Source organism: Leptothoe sp. ISB3NOV94-8A (genome assembly GCF_043421595.1).
GTDB lineage: Bacteria > Cyanobacteriota > Cyanobacteriia > Phormidesmidales > Phormidesmidaceae > Leptothoe > Leptothoe turfae.
Window position 1 is genome coordinate 1,602,754 of record NZ_JAXSQW010000001.1, and the last position, 23,184, is coordinate 1,625,937.

Below are 23,184 nucleotides of genomic sequence, written 5' to 3' on the forward strand. Positions count from 1 at the left end.
CAGATAATGAAATCTTGTTTGAGACTTAATTAGCCTTTCTCAATATCTCGATATAGAAAGGCTAATTAAGTAGTTTATTAAGAGAAGAGTTACATTAATAGAACTGGCTCCTTTTCAACAAACTTAAATAGTCTGTCTAGCTGAGTAAGTTCAAAAATCATTCGAACTTTAGGTGAAACAGAATATAGATAGAGATTTTTGCTAAAACCTCTGGCAGCATAAACTGCGGAAACGAAAGGAATAAGTCCTATACTGTCAAGAGACTTGACATTACTCATATCTATCATCAAATCTGTTGATTTGTGTGAAGAAATTTCTTTGGACAGGATATTCCAAAGTGCATCGGCATTCGATGCATCCAGAATATCGTTAGGTTGAATGACCTTGATGTCTGGTTGCGTGTTTTGCATGGTTCCGTGCTCCAAAAATTGTGTACTCGTATAGTGGATTATCTGGGTGATTAAGTGAACTGAGTCAGGCTGTTCATATTCACAACGCAAATATCAACGTATCTGTTGTACAAATGCTTCTATCTCACAAAAAACAAAAAAGTAAGTCATTTAACAGACTGATAGATAGTTTTTAGTTGTTGGGCAATAACTGGCCAACTATGATTTTGCTCAACATATTGACGGCATTCAATGGTATTGGGAAGTTTTCTTGTGCCCTGCAAAACTTCCTTGATTCCTTGAGCTAAATCTGAAACTTGATTGCCACTTAAAACTAAGTCTGAGCTTAACGGCCTTAAAACCTCAGGAATACCCCCTACTGGTGTACCTAATGCAGGTGTTCCACTAGCCAAAGATTCCAGTAAAGTCAGTCCAAACCCCTCTAAGCACTGGGAAGGGATAATTGAAAATTCGGCAGCTTGATAGTAAAGCGGCAGTTCTGCATCCCCAACATAACCTAACAACTTAATATGCTGATTAAGTCCTAATTCATCAATTTGAGTTTGTAGTTGCTTAGCCTGTATTCCTTTACCTGCAATAAGCAATAAAACTTCAGGATGCTTGCTTCGAACAATCGAGATTGCCTTAACTAACTGTTCTAAGCCCATACGTTTTGCTAAGCGTCGAACAGTGAAAATAATAGGTCGATCACATGGCAAGTTCAATTTTTGACGAGCATTTTCCTGAGGAACTAAACAGTTAAAGTGCTGCAGGTCAACACCTCCAGGCACAACTGAGATTTTATCCCCAGAAATTCCGTAAGAAGATTCTAAAACCTGCTTGAAAGCTTTCGATAGGACGATGAAGTGTTTAGCTTGTTTGTAGACTGTTGTTTCAATATATCTCTTAAAGTAGACAGCTATTTTATTATTGCCTTCCGCTTGTCCTTCAGTTGCCCAAGGGCCATGGAAATGAACGACTAACGGTTGCTTTAATAGATTCAGAATAGGGAAGGTATATAGTGCAAAATGTGTACTAACTAGATTGTAATCATTCAATTGATGCAATTGTTTAAATGAATTACGTAGCATCCACCATCTATGCAAAAGAGAAGGCTTAGACGGACTGAAAAAATAAACTTGTTGATCTGATTTTTGTGACGTTTGCCCTGAACCTGCCACTAGACTTTGAAGATTTAGATTCAAATTTGGAAGATACTGCACACAATCATAGAAATAGCGATTTAATCCTCCTGATTCTTCTGGGAACCATCCCTTACCAATTTGTAGGACGTTCATCATTATTTACCCCCTTCGGTCTCCAGTAATTGCTTATTCACTATCTTGGCAAGGCAAGGTATGAAATCACGTATAAGTTCTGGTCAAAAAAAAGTTATACATTCTCCTCATTGCATCATGCTGATAGCCAACTGATATAGCTGCTTTTAATAGAGTATTCACACAACAAAAACAACTACTACTACAGTTGAAATAGAAAAGTTACCTATTTTGGATAGATGAAACTTTAAAGTGATGAATTGAAATTGTTATTAGTTAACTGGGATATATAAAAATGGGCAGTCCTATTTCAGGAAGGCTAGAGAATAATCACCCTTACTTCAAACCCTTATTTTCCAAGGATGATGGGTAATGCTATTTTTCTCTGTCCTGCACTTAATAGGACTACCTAAAAATGAGATAACCCTACTATTCAGCCTGTATAGGCCGAACAAAAATGGATCATGTTTCTCGATTGTCTTCTGTAAATTCACCGAATCGCTCTAACCCATTAATTTTGATTGTTGATGACGATCGCTCATTGCAAATGTTATTGACAGTTGCTATGGAACAGGAGGGGTTTAAAGCTGTTCAGGCAAATAGTGGTGAGCAATGTCTGAATGATTATCACCGCTTACAGCCTGATATGGTTTTATTAGATGCCGTCATGCCTGGTATGGATGGGTTTGAGTGTTGTCATAAGTTGCGTCAACTACCCCATGCAGGCCAGATTCCAATTTTAATGATTACGGTTTTAGATAATCCAGAATACGTAGATAAGGCGTTCCAAGCGGGGGCCACTGATTATATTACTAAACCGATTCAATGGCCTGTGCTGAGCCATCGTGTACATCGTTTGTTAGATGCCTATCAGAATGCTCAACAAGCTGAATTGTCTCTGCAAGTATTAAAGCGCCATCAAATTTGGGAACAGATGCAAAGCCAGTTTTTGAAAAGTCTTCAGGTTAAAAAACTGAACGAGTTCCTAGAATTTAGTTTGAAAAAAATATGTGATTTTTTGGATTGCGATCGCACTTTGCTCTATCAAATTTCCACCCAGTCTTGGCTACAAGTAACAGATCACACCCAAGAGCTGCCTGACCTCCAATTGATTGATTCAAAAAGCTTCTGGGCAGCCTTGACTAAGGAAAATCTACTATATCCTAGCTGGATGAGTGGTACCTCAGGTGAATCGTTTCAACCACTACATCAAGATATCTGTAAAAAACTTCAGTTCCAGTCGTTATGCCTATATCCAATTGTATTGGATGATATTCTTCAAGCAATATTGTTTGTTGGCTATCATCAGGCCAGCCATAAATGGCTCGATTTTGAACAAAGAAGTATTCAAAGTATTGCTGAGTTTATAACAATTTCATTTCGATTGCATAGGTCTCTTATGAGTACATCTTAGAAAAACTGTTATAGCTCTAAAACAACATATATCTTGAAAATATTAGAACCAAGGTCAATAAATAAGGACCAATATTTTTAGAATTCAATAATTCTATTTTTAGAAAAAGTCTGGATATGTTTCGATAAAAGGTTTCATTAGTATGTCTTCAGATTCTCAACATCGCATTCTGCATGTGCTTAATCATGTGCGTGTAACTGGTAATGGTATTGTTAACCTGACAGTTGATATAGCCTGCACTCAAGCTAGATTAGGTCACCGTGTAGCAATTGCTTCAGCCGGGGGCGACTATGAAGCTCTGCTGCGGCAAGAAAATGTGCAACACTTCAAGTTTGAGCAGCAGCGCACTTTGAAGAATATTCCTACAATGCTAGGTCGCTACAGTGAACTTGTGGAGATGTTCAAACCAGATATTGTCCATGCCCATATGATGACTGGAGTCTTAATAGCTTGGGTTTACCGACAGTATTATAAATATCGTAACTGGATGACAGTGAACCCATATCTCCTTGTCACCACTGTCCATAATGAATTTCAACGAAATGCTATCTTAATGGGGTTAGCTGACAAAGTAATCGGTATTAGCCAAGCAGTTGTGACTGCTATGCAGCAGCGGGGAATTCCAAAAGCTAAGCTTCAGTTGGTTCTCAATGGTTCCCTAGGTAGCCCACGACAGCTAATATCAACTGCAGAGCAATCGTCTTCACTTTGTAAACCTGCAATTGTGACGGTGGCGGGCATGTATCGCCGTAAAGGTATTGTCGAATTAATCGATGCGTTTACAATAGTTGCCGATATATTTGTAAATGCTCACCTTTACATCGTTGGGGATGGCCCTGACCGGGAGGCCTTTGAGCAACAAGCTCTTAAGACTAACGTTAGCGATCGCATCCATTTTGAAGGATTCCAGCAGAATCCTCAGTCCTATATGCGTCAGGCTGAAGTTTTTGTGTTGGCTTCTCATCGTGAACCGTTTGGCTTAGTTCTCACTGAAGCTCGAGAAGTTGGATGCGCAATTATTGCAAGCCAAGTAGATGGTATCCCTGAGGCAATAGATCATGGCCAAGCAGGAATATTAGTTCCACCCAAAGATCCTCAAGCTCTAGGAGTAGCCTTAAGTGAATTGCTGAGTAATCCAGAAAAGATCCATAATTATCGACAACATGCACAGACTAATTTAGAAAGATTTACGGTTGAAAGAGTTGCAAAAGAAACAATTGCAACATATGAAGAAATAATAACCAAAAAAATATCTAAGCCTTTGAGTGATTCTTTAGAATCAGCCATGTGATATAGATTTTTGTCAGCATCAATTACTAAGAAACTGACTTTTGGAATCATTGACTAATACTCCCAGTCATTTCAGTACGAGAAATTATTATTATGAGAATCGCATTAGTTCATGACTATTTGACTCAGTTAGGAGGTGCTGAAAGAGTCTTTGAACTCCTATGTCAATATGTTCCCCAGGGAGATATCTTTACGTCAGTTTATGACCCTGATAATACAATTTCACTAGAGGGGCGTCCTGTAAACACAACATTCCTACAGAAGATTCCTGCAGCCTCTAAAAAATTTCGAATGTTTGCTCCGTTCTACTATCCAGCCTTTCGAAGTTTAAATTTGCAAGACTATGATTTGATCTTAAGTAGTTCTGCCTCTTTTGCTAAAGGGGTACGAAAGAATCCTCAGGCAACCCATATCTGTTTTTGCCATAATATAACCCGGTTTTTGTGGAATACAAAAACCTATTTAAACCAAAATACTGCTTTTCGCCCATTTGAAGCGTTAATCAATCCAGTTTTTGACTATCTCAGGGCAGCAGACCTACGCTACGCGAAGGAACCAGATCTATATATTGCGAATTCCAGTATTGTTGCCAAGCGTATTCAAGATACTTACAATCAACCGGCTATGATGGTTAATTACCCCATTGATAGTCGGCAATTTCAGTTTAATGATAAAAAATCGGATTTCTTTCTTGTTGCCTCGCGACTAATTAGCTACAAGCGCATTGATATTATTGTTGAAGCATTTAACTGGTTAGGATGGCCTGTTGTAATCACTGGTGAAGGGCCAGAACGTGAGCGATTAGAAGCCATGGCCTTAGATAATGTTCAATTTTTAGGTCATGTTAGTGATGCTAAGCGCCGTGATTTGATGTCAAGCGCCCAAGGTGTAATCATTGCAGCTCTTGAAGATTATGGCCTCACCCCTATTGAGGCTAATTTTAGTGGTACCCCCGTGATAGCCTATGGCGCTGGTGGCGTTCTGGATACTCAAGTTCCTGGCCATACCGGGGTTCTGTTCAAACGCCAAACTCCAGAGTCGGTCTATGAGGCACTGTTAGAAGCAGGAAGGACAGATTGGGACTATAAAGCTATCCGTGAGCACGCTCTCAATAATTTTACTGAGCCCGTGTTTTTTAGAAAAATCCAGACTATTTTAGAGTCACAAGGATTTAATGACGTTTTGCAATTTCCGTCAACACAGGCAGCCATTGCTACTGCGTAGTGTTTAGGGGTAGAAACTAAATGGGCATATTCGAAAATGAAATCCAATAAGATCTATTTACAAAACAGATCCGGTCTCCCATGAGCTAGCCCTTTATCATGAACAGTTATGTCAGAGAATTCTAGAAACTCAGAAGAAAATACTGATCTGGGTTATGGAAAGCTCTTCAATATTTTGTGGCAGCAGCGCTTCTGGGTGCTGGGTGTATTTACAGGGTTTGTTGCTCTGACAACTCCTTTCACTCTCAATCAAAAGGCAACCTATGAAAGTTCAATGCAACTGTTGGTTGATGCGAACTATCAGGCCCCTAAAAACCGCGTTCCTGATTTAACTAGTGAGTTTGCCGACTCGTCAGTTGAGATTGATTATGCAACTCAGCTTAGTCTGATGCGTAGCTCGGAGCTATTACAACAAGCCATTAATCAACTCAAGTCAGTTTATCCAAATCTGACCATTAAGGATTTGCGACGGGCATTGAGTTTAAGCCAAGTTGAAGAGGATGAAATTAAAACGAAGATCTTTCAAATCGTTTTTATTGGGGATGATCCAGATAAAGCTCAACAGGTCTTAGAAGCTGTTAAGACCGTTTATCTTAGTTATAACCTAGAGCAGCAACAGGCGCGGCTAGCCCGTGGCCTAAACTTTATCGACGCACAGCTACCGATCGCACGACAAGAGTTGGGCAAAGCCCAACAGGCTTTGGAAAGATTTCGTCAAACCCACAATTTAATTGACCCTAATCAGCAGGCTGGGGCAATTTCAAAAAATCTAAACCAATTACAGCAGCATCGACAAGAATTACAAGAAGAATTAGATGCTACCCAAAGCCAAATTATATCTGTACAGACAGAACTTGGTGTAAGCTTAGATGTTTCTCTGGCTTCGGCTCGTTTAAGTGAGTCCACCCATTATCAGTCTCTGCTCAAGGAGTTCAAAGAAGCTGAAAAAGAACTAGCTCTTCAAAGTGTCATATATACAGATTCTGCTCCACCTATTGTTGATCTGCAAGGTAAAAAACAACAGCTCTTAAAATTACTAAGAGTTCAAATAGAACAGATTCTGGGAGATTTTATCTCTAACTCCCAACTAACTGATGATTATTTACTTGCCGGTCAGTATGGTGATATCAACATAGGTCTAACAAAAGAGTGGTTGAGGCTCCAAACGAAATTATTTGACTTAAAAGCTCGTGAAGCCAGTCTGGCATTTACTGAGGATTCTCTGCGTCAAAGATTAGACTATCTACCAACACTGATTAATGAGTATGAATATCTAAAACCTGAAGTTGAAACAACTCGAGCAACCATTGAACAGCTTTTAGCTGCCCGTCAGGAGCTTGCCGTAGCCTTAGCCCAAGGAGGATTTAATTGGCAAGTCGTAGAAGAACCTCAATTAGGTCGGCAAACTGGGCCAAATATAAAACGTAGTATTTTACTAAATATTATTGGTGGTCTATTCCTAGCAGGGGCAGCAGCTTTTATTCGCAATTTAGTTGATAAGACACTCCATACCCCCGATGAAGTCTCCACTCAACTGCAGCTACCTTTACTTGGAGTCCTACCTGCAGAGGCTAAGCAAAAAAGTGCGCTTTCCTTGTTAGAGAAAACAGAATTTCTAAATGAAACAGATTTAATTTATAAAAAGATTCAGTTACTTACTAATGATAAATCCTGGTCTTCACTCCTGATAACATCGGCTTTAGAGAAGGAAGGAAAATCGATCCTGGCACTCTATTTAGCATTTAGTGCATCGCGTCTAGGGGAAAAAGTTTTACTGTTGGACGCTAATATTCGTAATCCACAGCTACATAAATATTTAAGACTTCCTAATGAGAAGGGACTAAGCACTCTACTAGTGGATAAGCAGTCAATCGTAAATATGTTAGATTTTCTGCCTATTCTCACCGCTGAGTTTAACATTGATGTTCTTACGGCAGGACCTAGTTTAGAAGACGCCTTAATACTCCTGAGTTCAACGACCTTTGGTCAACTGCTTGAATATTTGGGCACTGTTTATGATCGCGTTATTATCGATACTATGCCTTTGCTAGATAAGGTGGATGCCTTGCAACTGGCATCTCTCTGCGATACTGTTTGTTTGGTTAGTCAGCTTAATCAGATGACTGAAGCAACAATTGATGAGCTCCAGCCTATTACACAGTTGATTAAGCCAATGGGAATCATTGCCAATTTAAATCAGATGTAGCATCTTACCATCTGTCGGCTTGTGGTTAGTCCTAATGCTTTTCTCAATGGCAAAGGATCTAATGATGGCTAAAGCATGTATACACTGTGTAAATGATTGAAAAACTGCAGAAAGGGAATATTTCCAAGTTTCTACAAAAAAAAGATGTCTCCAAAACGGCACTTAAGTCTTAGTGGAGCTTGACGGTCTGCGTCTTAAAGTAGCACCATATGCAATCGCTCCAAATGCTAAGATGCCAAGCATTGATCGTGGTTCGCTTACCTCTACAGGCTCTACTACCTGAAATTGACCATACAGTGAAGCCGTATTAGTTTGGTTTTCCAAGGTTAAAAATGTCTCTGTTATTGTGTTTCCACCATCCGTAGAGAAACCTAAGATTTGTAAGTTATATGTTTTCTCATCAAGCTGAAATGAAGACTCAGTATTTAACAATGATGTAAACGTCACCAGATCAGGGCATAGTGCCACACCTCCTGCTGTACATGAAGTTGCAGAGTTTGGCGTTTCAAAATGATCGATTTCAAAAATGGATTTAAACGTTTCGACACCTATTTGGAGTGCGAGATTTAGATCAGTTTTCTCTAAACTGGGAGGAAAAATAGGATAGTTATAGTGAGTGAAGTTACCCAATAGAAAGCTTTCTGTTATATCTTGTTCATTTAAGTTGATTCCTTCAAATTTGTACCCCGATACTTGCTGATCTAGCGGTATCCCCCACGTAATTTCATTTGTACCTTCACCAGCTACTGCATTTCCATCAACGTCAACAGTATCTTCAAACGTTCCAGACGTCTGCAAACTTACAGCAATGGCTTGTGCAGAGCCGACAACTCCCAACCCCAAAACTACAGCGCCAGCTACAACTACTGCATTTCTTTTCCTAACGTTGAACATCTTACGCATCCCTCTTGAACAGCCAATATTCATTCTGGGACGCGGCTGTTTAACTTAATGTCCGTTTTCAGGATGCCTAGGAAAAAAGACATATGCTGACCATCATGTGCAGCCTTCAGCAACCCTTCCTAGTTTCTCTATTAATAGGTTTAGTAAACTCACAGAAAATCTCCAAACTTTTTGAACTTTCTCTGTTGAATCAAATTTATAAAAATGAGATGGCTTGTTAGCGAATTCCGATAGCAAAGACAAAAGTTATACGTGAGATTTAATTACTTATACATTAACAAAAACACTTCCTTAATACACTGAGCGGATGTCATAGGTGCATTCAGAAAGTTTTGACATCAACCGATTCTAAATCTCTTCACAGATGGACTTTCCACAATAGTTCTACCGTTTTTCATGTAATGAATACTACCAAAACCTAGGATTTTCATCATGTCAATATCACCTTTTAGCAACTCTTTCGGCCAAATGCAATTTGCAGATCTGGATAACGATGGTGACCAGGATGCTTTGACAACCAATAAATTTTGGAACCCTTACACTCAGTCCTTTATGGGTTCTAGTTATGTTCTCATAAATAATGGCATAGGCGGACTCACTCCAGCCTCTGTTCTGCCTGCCAATAATGTTGTTGATCATCTCTTAGGGTATTTAGATAGCGATACTGACCTCGATATCTTCATGGTTAAGGATTCTGATCAACTTAACCAAGTGTTTTTGAACAATGGTGATGGAACGTTTGTTGCTGCTCCAACCCAACCTGCAGGTGGGCTAAGCAATGCCCTGGATGGAGAGCTAGGCGACATGGATGGGGATGGTGACCTGGATGCTGTCATTCTGCAAAATCATGGGTATCAGCAAAGCTTCAACTACTGCTGAATGACGGCACAGGAACCTTTGAGGAAGCCTCCATACATCCCACCTTAGATAACAGTGCCAATGCCTATTCCATGTCTTTAGAGGATATCGATGGCGATGGCGACCTGGATTTGTTGGCTCATGCCTATAGTTTAAATACTGGCCAGTTCCAATTGATGATGACGTTCAACGATGGAAGTGGCGAGTTGACGGAGTCCGTGAATCATGAATTTATCTCACCCTTTGGGAATACTTTTGCACCCATCGGTTATGGAGACCTTCTCGCCTTAACACTTTCCTCTGGAAACAGCACTTTAGAAGAAGAAAAAAAGAGTATGTGTACAAGGAAGGCATCTTTGTAGTAGAGGACTCTTCGGAGATTACCGTTGAATACCTTTTTGATGGAGGTGGATTTAGTAAAGGTGAGCTTGGTTTGTTCAATCTCAGTGGCATGGAAAACACTGCCCCCCATTCTGAGGAGTTTTTGCTAGAAGCGATTCGCCGTGCTAACAGTGGCTCTGAACTGGGTCATGTGGTGATTATGGATCAAAAACATGCAGCTCGTTTCCAGGGAAGTTTTGATTGGGAAGAGGACTTTAACCATGGCGCATATGTTGGCAAACAATCCTTTGCAATGAATGCAGGGGATCGTTTTGCCTTAATTTTGAGCCAAAATATTAGCCTTAAACAATTAGAAAAGAACTCTGAGCTAGTATCAAAGTTTGGCAAGCAAGTCATCTTCTCTATTCCTGAAGCCAATCAGCCTGAGGATGGTAAGCGAGTGCCTCGACAAATTGTGGATCTTAATGGTTTAGCCACCACTGGCCAGGGTGTCTATGGCATGGAAGATATTCACCTTAATAAAGGAGGAACGGATCGAGATTATAATGATATGGTTTTCCAAATTAAGGGAGCTACTGGTACGATTATTTCTGCTGAAAGTGAGATTCATCGTAAACGGAATTGGTTTACTGGCTCCCTTGGTCAGAGTCTTTTGGATTATGCCACAGGTGTCTTCGATACCAATGTACAACGCTCAAATGATAAAGACATCCTTACGGGTAGCGTTGGCGATGATCTGATCGAAGGATTTAAATGGCGCGATGGTTTGGTGGGTGGTTTGGGCAATGACGTCCTTACAGGCGGTAATGGTAAAGATACCTTTGTCCTAAGTGCTAATAGTGGGACTGACACGACTTGGAAGGTTAGGTCGTTCGACTATCTAGGACAATAGTTGGACCGTGGTTGGAAACGTATCGATGCATTGTCCGTTGGTTGGGATTGGGGCTACCTTAAAGGGCTTTCTACAGGACTATCGCGAGGTGTTTTGCCGGAAAGCCGGATTTGAGCATGTCAGCCGTTATATCAATGGTCTATTGTTAAGCCCGAATAAGACACTCCAAGGGATATACGCTCAAATCGTCTGGCCAGAGGGGAGCCAAGTGAGCCGTCGAGCGATGCATGAAGCGGTGTTCGAATCGCCCTGGTATCGAGACGCGCTGATGTGTCGACATCGGGACCTGATGGCACCCCGCTATCGAGGTCGTGGACGAGCGGTGATTAGTCTGGACTGGACCTATTCGTATCATCCGTACAGTCGCAAGATCTACGGAACCAAAGCCGCCTATGATCATGTACATAGTGGCTGGAGTCGCTATCAAACCGTGGTTACGGCTGCTATTGCCAATCCCCATCGGGTGGATGGCTTAGCCGTTGAGGTTCAACAGCCGAATTATCAAAAAGAAGAGTTAGCGTATCTAGAGATGACCCACCGTGAGACCTATGAACACCTCGAACAGGCGCGTGAACGGTTGCTGGAATTACTCCATTACCACCTGCACCAACAACGCTATCAAAAACGAACAGAGATGGTGGTTGAGATTGTCCGCACCATTGAAGCCGAAGGCCAGTATCCCCAAGCGGATTATGCCTTTGACCAGGGAGTTTTGACGCGTCCGTTAACCGAACTGATTGAATCCAAGGGCAAACATTGGGTGAGTGAGATTGAACGGACTCGACTGATTATGTGGGACCACACCTGGCAACCAGTCCAATACGTAGAACAACAACTTAAAGAGACTCATCCCGAGAGTTTTCGATATAAGAAGGTTCGGTGTCGAAATGGAGATTATCGGGAGATTTGGGCGTTTACCAAAGTTGTTCGTCTCAAGAAATATGGTCGTAAACGTCTCGTTATCGTTCATGAAACTGAAGACCTCAGTGATCCCCCCCGTTTTCTCTTAACCGATGCCCTCCATTGGGATGCCAACCGGACGTTTTCCACGTGGACCTTTCGATGGCCGATAGAAACCTTTCATGAGTTTGCCAAACAGTTGACGGGCTTTGAAGACGCTCAGCTGCGCAACGAGGAAGCGGTCAAACGCCACTTCTGCTTAAGTTGCGTCGCGCAGTCTGCCCTTCAGCAAGCCAGCTGTTGTGGTCAAAAATCGGAGCGGTTTGACTTTGCTGATGACCATGAGCAACCCATCGGCCAACGACTGTATTCCTTGTCTCGGGATGCCTTTGAACAGGTGGTCCAGTTGATTACTCAACTCGCGAAGCAAGGGCAATCGGTCGATCTCATTATGGAGGTGCTGATGCCGACCTAACCCTAACCCCTAACCTCACAGGTTATTTTTCTCTGCTCGTAACCTTCCAAGTCGTGGACTGACATGATCACAGACTATAAGGATGACTATGATGTTATCGGCTTAGCAGATGGCCTAACTTACAACAACCTCAGTTTTTCTGGAAATGATATTCTACTAGCTGGCAACAATAATGTCCTTGCTACCCTGCCAGGTTTTGATACGACCACGTTGACAGAGAATGACTTTGTAATGATTTAGATACTAGAGATCGTCCTGTGAGTGCATAGTTTTACTTCCTAAATTCTGTCCAGGGCGATTTGACTATGCTGGAAAAACATATCCAAACCGTTCAAGTTCCCAGGCATACTTCTTTTCAACAATCTGCCTGGTCTTATTGTCATAGAAATCTTGAACGTTCATTTTATTATCTCTTATGCCCTTTTTCATTTGAGGGATGCGTGCAGGTTCAAACGGAATGGAAAGATAATTACATACATGCTTAATCCCTTCATGCAATTCTTCAAAGCGGACGTAGTAATCAATACACTCTTGCCCATCAATTAAATATTTATCTCTGTCAGGAATTTCACCGCCTTTTTGAATCCAGGATCTAAAGCGTTCAATAGTAGTCTCCCCCTTCACTCGATCAATTGGGTTGCCTAGATCTAAGATTCTTTTTGATAAGGCTTTAGTTTTTTGTATAACACTATAATTTTTTTTTCGCTTCTCATACATAAAAAAACCAGAAATCAGCTTATCAAATGGGTTTCTAACCACTGTAAATTTGTAATAGCGCTCCCAAGTATTTTGACCAATCAGGTCAAATATCTCTTTGGCTGGCATATGGTTATACCAGATTGAGCTCCTAGCGTTATTGCCACGATATCCTATAATGCCAGTCTCTGAGACATATTCCTCACGGGCATGGAGTTCTTGCCACTCTCCATCGGGCATACAATAGGGTTCAAAGTATGATTCAACAGACGTACCTGCTGTTTTGACAGTTTTAGTAAAAATGAAACGCTTTTTATGACTAACAAGCATACTATGAGACCCCTATAGGTTTTCACTGATAACTAGTGAGCTACACCATCAACTATGCTCTAGTTGTTTCAAATAGAGCTTGTGGCTTTGGTATAGGTTTTGTTCTGTAGATAGATTGAAAAGTTGATCGTTTAAACGGAGCAACAATACACGTCATATCATTCCAAGTTTGCCCGTCTGGTAAAGCAGGATATCGAGAGCATATTTTTATCAGGCAAAACCAAGAATCAGTAGCCAAACAATTTCTGGCTGCTGATTCTTGGTTGCTACTTTCCTATGGAATAAGTTGACTCCTGCAAAATGATGATGGCCACTTCGGCACCTAAATGATGCTCGCTTTCATCAGGTGAACTTTGGTCAGCTGATGGCCATTACATAAGGACAAAGTCTGTTGCTGTCAACGTGGTTGTATCTACTCCGCTAAGGGTGGCCAACGGACTGGTATTTGCTTGTAGTAAAATGTCACTGCCTGAAAAAGTCAATGCTCCAAAACTCATACCATCAGATAAACCAATTAAATCTTGACCAAGAGTAAAGTCAGTAATGATATCGAGAGACTCATTTTCTTCTAACACAAAAATATCTTTTCCCCTGCCGCCTGTCAGGATATCTTGCCCCATGCCTCCAACCAGAATGTCTTGCCCCTTAAACCCTTCCAGGAGATTATTACCTTGGTCACCGAGCAGAACATCGCCAGAAGAGCTTCCCTGTACAACTGAATCAAACGTCTGTGTAGAATAGTCTAATATGCCTTGCCCCACAGAAGTCTCTGTCCAATCTCGTCGAGGATTGATTCCCTCCTTAATAACGGGCTTCAAACTTGTAGCCCCTTCGATTTGAAATACAATATCGTTATAGTCTCGGTCAGACCCATCAACATTTACCAGCAGATCTTCCATACCAAAGACACCACGGCCTTCGGTTCCCAATCCATTGATGTCCAGAATTTGACTAGCCATGCGTGTACCTGAATTAGCCTCTGGGATAGAAAAGATTGCCTTGCGACCAAATTTAGTAGCCTTGGCTGGATCATTAGCAAGCTCACCTAAGCTGATATTTTGGCTCAGTATTAGAGCAAACTGATCGCCTGCATTCATGGCAAAGGTTTGTTTGCCGCTATGGGTACCACTGTTAAAATCTCGTTCCCAGTCCATTTCGGCATCAAACCGAGCAGCTTGATGTTTATCCTGAATAACCACATGTCCCAGGGCAGAACTACTGGTTGCTCGCCGCGCTGCTTCTTGAAGAAATGCCTCGGAACCAAGCTCAAAGTTTTCCATGCCGCTGAGATTGAAAATTCCCAGTTCACCTTTGTTGAAACCGCCACCATCAAATAAGAACTCAACTGTTACTGCATCACCCCCTTGCACGACAAATGTACCTTCCCTATAGAGGGGCTCAGGATCGCGATAGTGGGTGCCTCCATTCAACAGCACTTGACTAGTTTGTCGAAAATTTGCAACAAAGCTGTCTAAATCGCCATCGCCATCTAAATCTCCAAGACTGACGTCATAACTATTTTCAGGGGCAGGTGGCTGGTTAACGGCTTCACTAAAGTTGCCATTGCCATCATTCAGTAATACCTGATTGGTTTTGCCATAGTTAACAACAAATGCATCCAGGTCACCATCGTTATCTAAATCCCCCAGGCTGATATCGTTGCTATATCGACTATTAGGAGGCTGATTGAGAGCCTCAGTAAAGTTACCAGTCCCATCATTGAGCAGCAGTTGGTTTGGCTGGTTCTTATAGTTAGTGACAAAAGCATCTAAATCGCCGTCACTGTCGATATCCCCCAAACTCACGCCTGTACTTAGTTTACTTCCAGGCGGCTGTAGCGTAGCTTCTGTGAACCTCCCATAACCATCGTTAAGCAACACCTGATTGGCCTGATTGCTATAGTTGACGACAAAAGCATCTAAGTCACTATCACCATCTAGATCGCCAAGTGCGACATCCTGACTGTAGGAGTTACCGGGTAGCGAACTAGAGGCTTCTGTGAAGACACCATTACCATTATTCAACAATAATTGATTGGACTGTCCCCAGTAATTGACGATAAAGGCATCCAGATCTCCATCGCTATCGATATCACCTAAACTAATGCCGTAACTACCGTTGTTGTCAGTATTTTTAGGTTGAGTAGGTGCCTCCATAAAATTGCCATGGCCATCATTGAGTAGCAACTGATTAGGCTGCCAGTTATTAACAACAAATGCATCCAGGTCACCATCATTATCGACATCACCCAGGGCTACATCGTTGCTATTGCTGCTGCCAATGGGTTGATTGGGAGCTGCTACAAAATTTCCACTACCATCATTTAGCAATAACTGATTTTTCTGATTGTTGTAATTAATAACAAATGCGTCTAAATCTCTATCGTTATCAATGTCACCCAGTGTAATTCCAACACTATTATCTTTATTAGGAGGCTGATTAGGTGTTTCAAGAAAATCAGCAATATTAGTTTGAGAAGAAGATGCAGGCATTGATAGAAGTTCTCCTGTAGGCTGTCAAGGTGTTATTAGTTAGTCATAGCTAGTTGCCTATAGAAATTCACTCTATGATTGCAGATACTGCGTTGCTAAAAGCTATGAGATAGGGGAATGGCTGTTTAGTTTTTGCTTGTTTAAGAAAGGAAGTCTCATAGGTAATGATTTACGAATAAGACTTCCGAAGGTAAACATTGGCCAAATGTTATCTATCAATGAATTCGCCTAGATACATCCAAATTGAATGGATTTCTGGGTTGGAAATCTTCAATTCCTAATGTAGAAAGCTTTGATGGACTACTCTCGGTCAATGCTATCGCTACCCAACTTGTCGCTTGGCTAAGGGTTAAACACTTATGAAATCAGCAGCCGTTAGCGTTGTGGTATCAAAACCGGAGAGTGTAGCTATAACTGCATTGCTATTCGCCAGAAGAATGTTGCTGTCTGCAAAATTCAGGTCACTGTAGGTCAAACCATCGGCCATCCCAAGCACATCGTAATCATCCTGGAAATCTGTAATTATGTCCATGCCACTAGTTGCATTCAAGACAAACGTATCTTTACCGGCTCCACCTGTGAGGATGTCGTCACCTAGTCCACCGACTAGAGTATCAATGCCTTTAAAGCCTTCGAGAAGGTCATCACCATCTCCACCTACTAATGTTTGTCGACCAATACCCCCCTTGAGATGCTGATCAAAATCCTTGCTGGCATAAGTTAAAATATCCTCACCCAGAGCAAGTTCTCGCCAGTCGCGCTCAGAGTGAATTTCACCATCGGCAGAGGTGACCATGCTGATGGCCCCTTCGATTTGGATGACAACATCATTGAAGTCTTTGTCAGAGCCGCCTTCGGCTGCTTGAATATCCTCCATGCCGAAGACGCCTTTCCCTTCACCACCAAGGCCATTGAGGTCGACAATCTGGCTAGCTAGTTGAGTGCCAGGATTTGCTTCTGCAATGGAGAAGAGCGCCTGCTTACCGAAGTTAGAGGCCAAAGACGGTTCCTGCGCTAACTTAGCTAGACCAACGTTTTGACTTAATATCAGAGCGAATTGGTCTCCGGCATTCATGGTGAAGGTCTGTTCCCCCACGTGAACACCATCGTTAAAGTCAGCTTCCCAGTCAAGCTTGCCTTGGAAGCGAGCTGAATGCTTTTTGTCTTGGACCACCACATAGCCCAAGTTAGAATTACTGATAGCGCGCTGTGCGGCTTCTTGCAAAAACTCCTCAGAATCAAGGGCATAATTTTCCATCCCACTGAGGTTGAAGATGCCTAACTCACCGTGGTGGAAGCCACCACCGTCAAAAAGGAAGTCCACGGTGACTTCACCCGTCTCACCAACGGCAAACGTTCCTTCGGTATACAGATGCTCTCTGTTGGCATAGTCTAAGACCTTTTGACCAACATTAGTGCTGAGAAAGTCAAGGGTTTTGTTTGCTTTCTCGTCCACTGAGACAACATCTCCAGCAGCGCCACGGATTTGGAACACAATGTCGTTGTAATCGCGGTCCGCACTTTCTCCGTCTAAAGCCATATCTTCCATAGCATAGAGGCCTTGTCCATCGCTACTGCTGCCATTGAGGTCAACAATCTGCCCGGCTAAGGTGCCATCACCATTTGCCTCCGGGATGGAGAACAGGGCGCGAGTTTCTGACTGTAATGCGAGGGAAGGATCAGCTGCAATCTCTGTGACAGATGCTTTGCGCAGTAACATCACAGCAAATTGTTCATTGGAATTTAGTTCAAAGGTTTTGACGCCGCGATAGGGATCTTCATTGAAATTGTCTTCCCAAGATACATCTCCCTCAAAACGAGCCCCTTCTTTGCGGTCTTGAACCACCACATAGCCTTGTTTGGAGTTACTCAATGCCCGTTGAGCAGCTTCTTGGATAAAGACCTCGGAACCGGGAGCATACTCTTCCATACCCGTCAGGCTAAAGATTGCCAGCTCACCCCGGAAACCACCGCCATCATAGAGATAGTCGAAACTGACAACACCGCTGTCATCGGTCATAAACGATCCTTCTTTGAAGGGACGAGCATCAGCCAACAGCTCTTGTCCTAAAGGGGTATTTAACCAGTCTTCGGTGGGACGAATAATGTCGCTAGCAGCCTCTACACCTTGAGCTGTTGCCCCCCGCAGTTGGAAGACAATGTCGTTGTAGTCACGGTCTGAACCGTCTAACCCGATTACTTCGTCCTCAATGGCATAAGTGCCCCATCCCTTGGTACTCCCTCCGTTGATATCAACGATTTGGCCTCCTTTAGCATGGCCATCGTTGGCTTCAGGAATGGAGAAGATAATGCGCTTTCCCTGCTCCTGCGCCAGGGCGGGATCGTCATTGATGGCCCGGATATTGGTGTGCTGTACTAGCAAAACAGCAAACTCATCACCAGGTGTCATCACAAAGGTCTTTTCTCCCTTGTAAGTACCATCATTAAAACTAGGCTCCCAGACAGTAAACTCGCTGGTGAATTTAGCCCCTTCTGAATTGTCTTTAATTAGTAAGTAGCCTTCGGTAGAGTTGGTGAGTGCTCGGCGGGTAGCCTCCTGAATAAAGGCCTCAGAACCAGGCTCATACTCTTCCATACCCTTGAGGCTAAAGACCCCCAGCTCACTTTCGTAGGCACCTCCATCAAACAGATAGTCGATGCGCATTGTGCTTTGCTCACCCACGGTGAACGTACCGCCGCTGTAGAAGCTACCCCGGCTCGAATATTCAACAATCTGGCTACCGAGCTCAGTATCCTTAAAGCTACGCTGATTGCTGGCAAAGTCTTCAACGGGAGAAGCTTCAGCTGTAGCCCCCATGATTTGGAAGACAACGTCGTTGTAGTCTCGATCAGAGCCACTAACAATGGAGACATCCTCCATAGCATAGGCACCCTGACCCTCGGCACTAAGACCATTGAGGTCCACAATCCGACCCTGGTCAGTTCCATCTGTATTGGCTTCTGGAATGGAGAACAGCGCTTGCTTACCAAACTGAGCGGCTAGGGACGGGTCGTCTGCCAGGTTTTGGACCGAGGTATTTTGAACCAGCATGACGGCAAACTGAGTGCCGGGTTCAAAGGAAAAGCGTTTGATTCCTTGGTATTGGCCATGGGCAAAATTTGGTTCCCAGTCGACATCGTAGGTAAAGCGGGCACCTTCACTAGCGTCTTTAATCAGCACATGACCTTCGGTACTGGTCAACGCACGACGTGCCGCTTCCTGAATAAAGGCTTCGGAACCGGCCTCATAGGCATCCATCCCGTCCATGCTAAAGACGGCGATTTGACTTTGAAAGCTCCCTCCATCATAGAGATAGTCGATGGCCATGATGCCGTCGTCACCAGTGGTGAAAATACCTTCGCCTGAGAAGATACCAGTATCAGGCACCGTGAATTCCGTCTCTGCATTACGAGCCCCATCATTGGAATTGGAGGGGGATACCCCGGTGGCAACTTTGACAGCGTCTGGAGTTGCGCCATCAAAATTATCAATGCGATAGATGTCACCAGTGGCATTCTCGAAAGCGTAGAGTTCTTTCTCACCATCACTATTGGTGGCTGCCCACATGGCACCTGCCGACATCTTTGAGGGGCCTCCAGTCAAAGTTAAGTTGGTGATTGATGCATTATTGCCATCAATCTCAAGCACCTTTAGCTGGGTTTTGGAAACACCGTATAGTTTGTTGTCAATGGCGACCCAGTCATTGGGAATTTGGGTGTCGTCAGTGTATGTCAGCTCTGTAGCAGCACCGGTTGTCAGGTCGATGGAAACAATCAAGTCCTTGCCATTGTTGCTGGCAATCATGGAATCATCGATAATGGCAGCTGCTGTCAAACTGGTATTAAGACCAGTAGGCCCGACTAAAAAGGTTTCACCACCGACATCAATTCGGATCAGGTCCCCTTTGTTAACGGCGACTCCAGTTGCATCGCTACCGGACCCTGCGGCAATGGCATAGAGGAAATCGGTGCCAGGATCATAGGCCATGGCGTTGTACTTGAAGCCAGAGGCCGTACCAATTGGCAAGTAGTCACCAGTAATGGGATCTAATGCAAAGAGCTGACCTTTACCCAGGTCTGTATTGTTCATTACTTGGTATGCCTGATTGTTGCTACCAAGTGGATCCGCTATTAAGTTGTCATGGGTGGATGTATTGTTAGTAGGCATAGCTCAAAGATTCCTATTAGTGGGTGCGACAATTACAATTTGTCAGAGTGGTGTTACTCTTCTTGTCTAACCACTGTTTGAGCTATGTATAACTTCTTCGTATACATTCAAAACCAACACAACTAGATAGTTGGGGCTTGTCTTGGTTTTCGACAACTTATTAAGCTCTGTTGTTATAACTTTCATCTAGAAGCTGACTATGGACCTTTAAAGTCATTTAAATTTTGGGATAAAGTGATACGAGCATTAAATTTATACATGCTATCCAAAAGTTATACATAAGAAATAAATTGCATAAACAATATCTCTAACATGGTGTTTGGATACTGAATATGTCGCTGCAAGATTATTGGACATATCACCATGACAGGGTACATTCTTCCACTTTCTCCTTCTGTTGTTAATACATCAGAAAATACTGCCAAAGATTCTAATATAGATGGCTTTCGTCAGAATATCTTTGCGAACTATAGCTTAAAGTGGCGTCAGAATATACTTTGGGTAGCTCCACATTCATCTGGCAAAATATCTCTTCCTGTATCGACACACCAGCTGGTTAATCGCTTACAACATTCTCCTGTACGATGTGTTTGTATTAACTCAGGCTTGGGAGAAGCGCACTTGAACGTTTGGAAGGAAGCTTGTTCAAAAGCGGGTAAGCGTTTGCATGTTCGTGTACCGAAAAATAATAAGACAACTGCGGTAACTTCCTGGAATCGAATGATGAAACGTTCCTGTCAACGTTTAGTGGCCTATATTGATGGCGTTAAGGCCATTCATGTATAGGCTCGATAACATTGCTGGGTTTGGAGTTGTTGACTTAAGCTTTTAAATAAGATTTTCTGAGAGACATTCATTTCCTGTCAGTATTCACTTTGCTGACAGGATTTTTTGGGGGATATGCTTATTATTTTTCATGACTCTCTGGGCTCATGCAAACGCTAGGAGAGCTTCGTAGGGTTTCCCTAGAAAGATAATTTTCCCCAACGATAGTAACGTATCAGGAATTGTTGAAGGGTGATATCAGACTTGCCCTAAAGTATCTAATTTTGCGATAACTGGCTCACCTAAAACATCGTCAGCAGCCTTGATAAGTTCAAGGCTACTTAAATAGTACGCAGTTTAAGCACAACTGCGATGTCATTAAGGTGCTGATTTTCTTCAGTACTCTTTGGTCTGCTTAGGTTTTGCTTGAGTGGGTTGAGGGTGCGATCGCAAAATCATACAACTTCAAACATGCATGAACAGTTTTAAAGTAAAAGACATTCAGGAAGAACGATCGTGGCAAAGCATCCATCTACCCTCAAAAACTGGAATTTAGTTTTTGAAGATAACTTCGAAGGTTCAGAACTCAACCAGAATAACTGGAACACTACCTACTATTACGGTAGTCGTACCAATACGTTTAATAACGAGGCTCAGTATTATTTAGATGAATCTCTAACCGTAGCGGATGACAAACTTAAGATTACTGCTAACAAGTTAGAACAACCTCTTGAAGCTTTTGAATACATTGATCAGCAACTTTTAAAAGAACAAGGTAAGGATCTCTTCTTTGACTATACCTCAGGCATGATTTCTGGCCATGACAAAATTGCCTTTACCTATGGCTATATGGAAATGAAGGCATCACTACCTATTGGGCAGGGGCTTTGGCCTGCTTTTTGGATGTTGCCCACCACAGGTGAATGGCCTCCTGAAATTGACATCATGGAATTTTTAGGGCATCAGCCAAATACTGTGTATGGCACATTACATTATCCAGATCCTGATTCCCCCGAGGAGCGTGGGATGGAAAGTCACTACATTTCAGGAATAGACGTTTCAGAAGGAGAACATACTTTCGCTGTAAGATGGATGCCGGACAAGATCACCTGGTTTGTGGATGGCCAAAAGGCATTCAAAATTACCGAGAATATTCCTCAACAGGCCATGTATTTATTGGCAAATCTAGCTATTGGCGGTAACTGGCCTGGAGAACCAGATCATACAACTGCTTTTCCGAGTAGCTACAACATCGACTACATCCGAGTTTACCAAAATAAAAAAGGTATTCTATACGGTGGCTTAGGCAACGATACCCTAACCCGTGCTAGAGGCAATATCTATGGTAGAGCTGGTGATGATGCCCTAAGTCTTTTAAAGGTAGGCAACTTATATGGTGAAGACGGAAATGACATCCTTAATGGTGGCGAGCGAAAAAATATTTTAGATGGCGGTATAGGAGATGATCAGCTTTTTGGCTATCGAGGACATGACACGCTTTATGGAGGCCTGGGCAATGACCATCTGGATGGAGGATGGGGCCACGACCAACTCGATGGGGGTGCGGGCAATGACTCTCTCTTTGGTGATCGAAACCGTGACAGTCTCAATGGCGGTGCGGGCAATGACCATTTGGATGGAGGATGGGGCCACGACCAACTCGATGGCGGTATAGGCAATGACACTCTCTTTGGTGATAGAGGCCGTGATAGCCTTAATGGTGGTGCGGGTGATGACCATTTAGATGGAGGATGGGGCCACGACCAACTCGATGGGGGGGCGGGCAACGACGTCATCGAGGGGAGTGTTGGTCACGATCGCCTCCATGGCGGTCTAGGACATGATCAGCTATCTGGCGGTCAAGGTAGGGATAGCCTAATTGGAGTTGATATCAATGCCTCAACCAGAGCCGCCTTTGTCGGCACCAATGAAATTGATGTCCTGTCCGGTGGTAAGGGAGCTGATATTTTCTATTTGGGTGATACAACCAGCGTATTCTATGACGATGGGAATAGCCTCTCTTCAGGACAGAATGACTATGCACTGATTAGTGATTTTAACTATAGGCACCGTGATCTAATCCAACTCCATGGACCATTAGACAATTATCAACTAGAAGCTACTGTGACGAACTTAAGCCAAGGGATGGGTATTTATCTGAAGACGACAGGACAGAGTGAATTGATTGGCATTGTGGAAAACGTAACAGATTTTGCATTATCAGATCAATTTTTCAAAACTGTGTAAATTCAGCAATAGAGGAATAAGTGTGATTTGATGGCTCATGATAGCCTACAGAGTTTAGTTTTAGCCCTTTCAACATGGAGGTCTTCAGAAGTTATACAAAAGAAAACCGTTACGCAGACATTATCTCTAACATGGCTTTAGGATACTGATTATATGGTTGTTGAGTTTGAAACCCTACATCAGTTCCCTGTAGAATCTAACCCAAAAGTCAACCTATTCTCAAAAGCTCTTTAAAACCCTGATTCTAAAAGTCAATTTTTCCCCCGTCGGCAGGCTCTTTGTTGACGGGGGATTTTCTTATTGAGCGTCCTGTTACT

17 protein-coding genes are annotated in these 23,184 nt (G+C 42.8%); 11 read left to right on the forward strand and 6 right to left on the reverse strand.

Features of this window, described 5'->3' with window-relative positions; all coding sequences use genetic code 11:
- Nucleotides 1–89: 89 nt before the first annotated feature.
- Complete coding sequence (locus SPB21_RS07000) at nt 90–410, reverse strand: STAS domain-containing protein (RefSeq protein ID WP_499866075.1); 321 nt, start codon at nt 408–410, stop codon at nt 90–92.
- A gap of 146 nt (nt 411–556) precedes the next feature.
- Entirely contained in the window at nt 557–1,690 is a 1,134-nt protein-coding gene (locus SPB21_RS07005; RefSeq protein ID WP_499866076.1) for a glycosyltransferase family 4 protein, read from the reverse strand.
- A 433-nt stretch (nt 1,691–2,123) separates the two neighbouring features.
- Between SPB21_RS07005 and SPB21_RS07010 the strand changes: the two genes are divergently transcribed.
- The 4 genes from SPB21_RS07010 (at nt 2,124) to SPB21_RS07025 (ending at nt 7,799) form a co-directional block, all read left to right on the forward strand.
- Nucleotides 2,124–3,080, forward strand: a complete 957-nt coding sequence (locus SPB21_RS07010; RefSeq protein WP_499866077.1) for a response regulator — start codon at nt 2,124–2,126, stop codon at nt 3,078–3,080.
- A gap of 142 nt (nt 3,081–3,222) precedes the next feature.
- On the forward strand, nt 3,223–4,371 hold the full coding sequence (locus SPB21_RS07015) for a glycosyltransferase family 4 protein (protein ID WP_499866078.1): 1,149 nt from the start codon (nt 3,223–3,225) through the stop codon (nt 4,369–4,371).
- 92 nt (nt 4,372–4,463) lie between these two features.
- A complete protein-coding gene (locus SPB21_RS07020; protein ID WP_499866079.1) occupies nt 4,464–5,594 on the forward strand; it encodes a glycosyltransferase in 1,131 nt (376 codons plus the stop codon).
- A gap of 108 nt (nt 5,595–5,702) precedes the next feature.
- Nucleotides 5,703–7,799 (forward strand): GumC family protein, encoded by a 2,097-nt coding sequence (locus tag SPB21_RS07025; RefSeq protein WP_499866080.1) that lies wholly within the window; start codon nt 5,703–5,705, stop codon nt 7,797–7,799.
- 162 nt (nt 7,800–7,961) lie between these two features.
- Here SPB21_RS07025 and SPB21_RS07030 read toward each other — a convergent pair whose 3' ends face one another.
- Entirely contained in the window at nt 7,962–8,726 is a 765-nt protein-coding gene (locus SPB21_RS07030) for a THxN family PEP-CTERM protein (protein ID WP_499866081.1), read from the reverse strand.
- A gap of 408 nt (nt 8,727–9,134) precedes the next feature.
- Here SPB21_RS07030 and SPB21_RS07035 point away from each other — a divergent pair, with 408 nt between their 5' ends.
- The 5 genes from SPB21_RS07035 (at nt 9,135) to SPB21_RS07055 (ending at nt 12,409) form a co-directional block, all read left to right on the forward strand.
- Nucleotides 9,135–9,581 (forward strand): FG-GAP-like repeat-containing protein, encoded by a 447-nt coding sequence (locus SPB21_RS07035; protein ID WP_499866082.1) that lies wholly within the window; start codon nt 9,135–9,137, stop codon nt 9,579–9,581.
- A gap of 71 nt (nt 9,582–9,652) precedes the next feature.
- Nucleotides 9,653–9,922 carry a hypothetical protein gene (locus SPB21_RS07040; RefSeq protein ID WP_499866083.1) on the forward strand — a complete coding sequence of 90 codons (270 nt, stop codon included), beginning with the start codon at nt 9,653–9,655 and terminating at the stop codon, nt 9,920–9,922.
- An 89-nt stretch (nt 9,923–10,011) separates the two neighbouring features.
- Nucleotides 10,012–10,794, forward strand: a complete 783-nt coding sequence (locus SPB21_RS07045) for a DUF4114 domain-containing protein (protein ID WP_499866084.1) — start codon at nt 10,012–10,014, stop codon at nt 10,792–10,794.
- Nucleotides 10,795–10,819: 25 nt separating this feature from the next.
- Complete coding sequence (locus SPB21_RS07050; RefSeq protein WP_499866085.1) at nt 10,820–12,169, forward strand: transposase family protein; 1,350 nt, start codon at nt 10,820–10,822, stop codon at nt 12,167–12,169.
- A 63-nt stretch (nt 12,170–12,232) separates the two neighbouring features.
- Complete coding sequence (locus SPB21_RS07055; protein WP_499866086.1) at nt 12,233–12,409, forward strand: hypothetical protein; 177 nt, start codon at nt 12,233–12,235, stop codon at nt 12,407–12,409.
- Nucleotides 12,410–12,472: 63 nt separating this feature from the next.
- Here the strand turns inward: SPB21_RS07055 and SPB21_RS07060 are convergent, their stop codons facing one another.
- The 3 genes from SPB21_RS07060 to SPB21_RS07070 all read right to left on the reverse strand — a co-directional run bounded on the left by SPB21_RS07060 (nt 12,473) and on the right by SPB21_RS07070 (nt 19,855).
- Complete coding sequence (locus tag SPB21_RS07060; protein WP_499866087.1) at nt 12,473–13,195, reverse strand: sulfotransferase family 2 domain-containing protein; 723 nt, start codon at nt 13,193–13,195, stop codon at nt 12,473–12,475.
- Nucleotides 13,196–13,566: 371 nt separating this feature from the next.
- Entirely contained in the window at nt 13,567–15,687 is a 2,121-nt protein-coding gene (locus tag SPB21_RS07065; RefSeq protein ID WP_499866088.1) for an FG-GAP-like repeat-containing protein, read from the reverse strand.
- A 349-nt stretch (nt 15,688–16,036) separates the two neighbouring features.
- Entirely contained in the window at nt 16,037–19,855 is a 3,819-nt protein-coding gene (locus SPB21_RS07070) for a DUF4114 domain-containing protein (RefSeq protein ID WP_499866089.1), read from the reverse strand.
- Between the two features lie 363 nt (nt 19,856–20,218).
- Here SPB21_RS07070 and SPB21_RS07075 point away from each other — a divergent pair, with 363 nt between their 5' ends.
- Nucleotides 20,219–20,641: a hypothetical protein gene (locus SPB21_RS07075; RefSeq protein ID WP_499866090.1), complete on the forward strand. Its 423-nt coding sequence runs from the start codon at nt 20,219–20,221 to the stop codon at nt 20,639–20,641.
- A 495-nt stretch (nt 20,642–21,136) separates the two neighbouring features.
- A complete protein-coding gene (locus SPB21_RS07080) occupies nt 21,137–22,867 on the forward strand; it encodes a family 16 glycosylhydrolase (RefSeq protein ID WP_499866091.1) in 1,731 nt (576 codons plus the stop codon).
- Nucleotides 22,868–23,184: the final 317 nt, after the last annotated feature.

Coding starts and splice junctions, on each gene's coding strand:
- SPB21_RS07000 (WP_499866075.1), bottom strand. CDS start 410: ATGCAAAACACGCAACCAGACATCAAGGTCATTCAACCTAACGATATT.
- SPB21_RS07005 (WP_499866076.1), bottom strand. CDS start 1,690: ATGATGAACGTCCTACAAATTGGTAAGGGATGGTTCCCAGAAGAATCA.
- SPB21_RS07010 (WP_499866077.1), top strand. CDS start 2,124: ATGGATCATGTTTCTCGATTGTCTTCTGTAAATTCACCGAATCGCTCT.
- SPB21_RS07015 (WP_499866078.1), top strand. CDS start 3,223: ATGTCTTCAGATTCTCAACATCGCATTCTGCATGTGCTTAATCATGTG.
- SPB21_RS07020 (WP_499866079.1), top strand. CDS start 4,464: ATGAGAATCGCATTAGTTCATGACTATTTGACTCAGTTAGGAGGTGCT.
- SPB21_RS07025 (WP_499866080.1), top strand. CDS start 5,703: ATGTCAGAGAATTCTAGAAACTCAGAAGAAAATACTGATCTGGGTTAT.
- SPB21_RS07030 (WP_499866081.1), bottom strand. CDS start 8,726: ATGAATATTGGCTGTTCAAGAGGGATGCGTAAGATGTTCAACGTTAGG.
- SPB21_RS07035 (WP_499866082.1), top strand. CDS start 9,135: ATGTCAATATCACCTTTTAGCAACTCTTTCGGCCAAATGCAATTTGCA.
- SPB21_RS07040 (WP_499866083.1), top strand. CDS start 9,653: ATGTCTTTAGAGGATATCGATGGCGATGGCGACCTGGATTTGTTGGCT.
- SPB21_RS07045 (WP_499866084.1), top strand. CDS start 10,012: ATGGAAAACACTGCCCCCCATTCTGAGGAGTTTTTGCTAGAAGCGATT.
- SPB21_RS07050 (WP_499866085.1), top strand. CDS start 10,820: ATGCATTGTCCGTTGGTTGGGATTGGGGCTACCTTAAAGGGCTTTCTA.
- SPB21_RS07055 (WP_499866086.1), top strand. CDS start 12,233: ATGATCACAGACTATAAGGATGACTATGATGTTATCGGCTTAGCAGAT.
- SPB21_RS07060 (WP_499866087.1), bottom strand. CDS start 13,195: ATGCTTGTTAGTCATAAAAAGCGTTTCATTTTTACTAAAACTGTCAAA.
- SPB21_RS07065 (WP_499866088.1), bottom strand. CDS start 15,687: ATGCCTGCATCTTCTTCTCAAACTAATATTGCTGATTTTCTTGAAACA.
- SPB21_RS07070 (WP_499866089.1), bottom strand. CDS start 19,855: ATGCCTACTAACAATACATCCACCCATGACAACTTAATAGCGGATCCA.
- SPB21_RS07075 (WP_499866090.1), top strand. CDS start 20,219: ATGACAGGGTACATTCTTCCACTTTCTCCTTCTGTTGTTAATACATCA.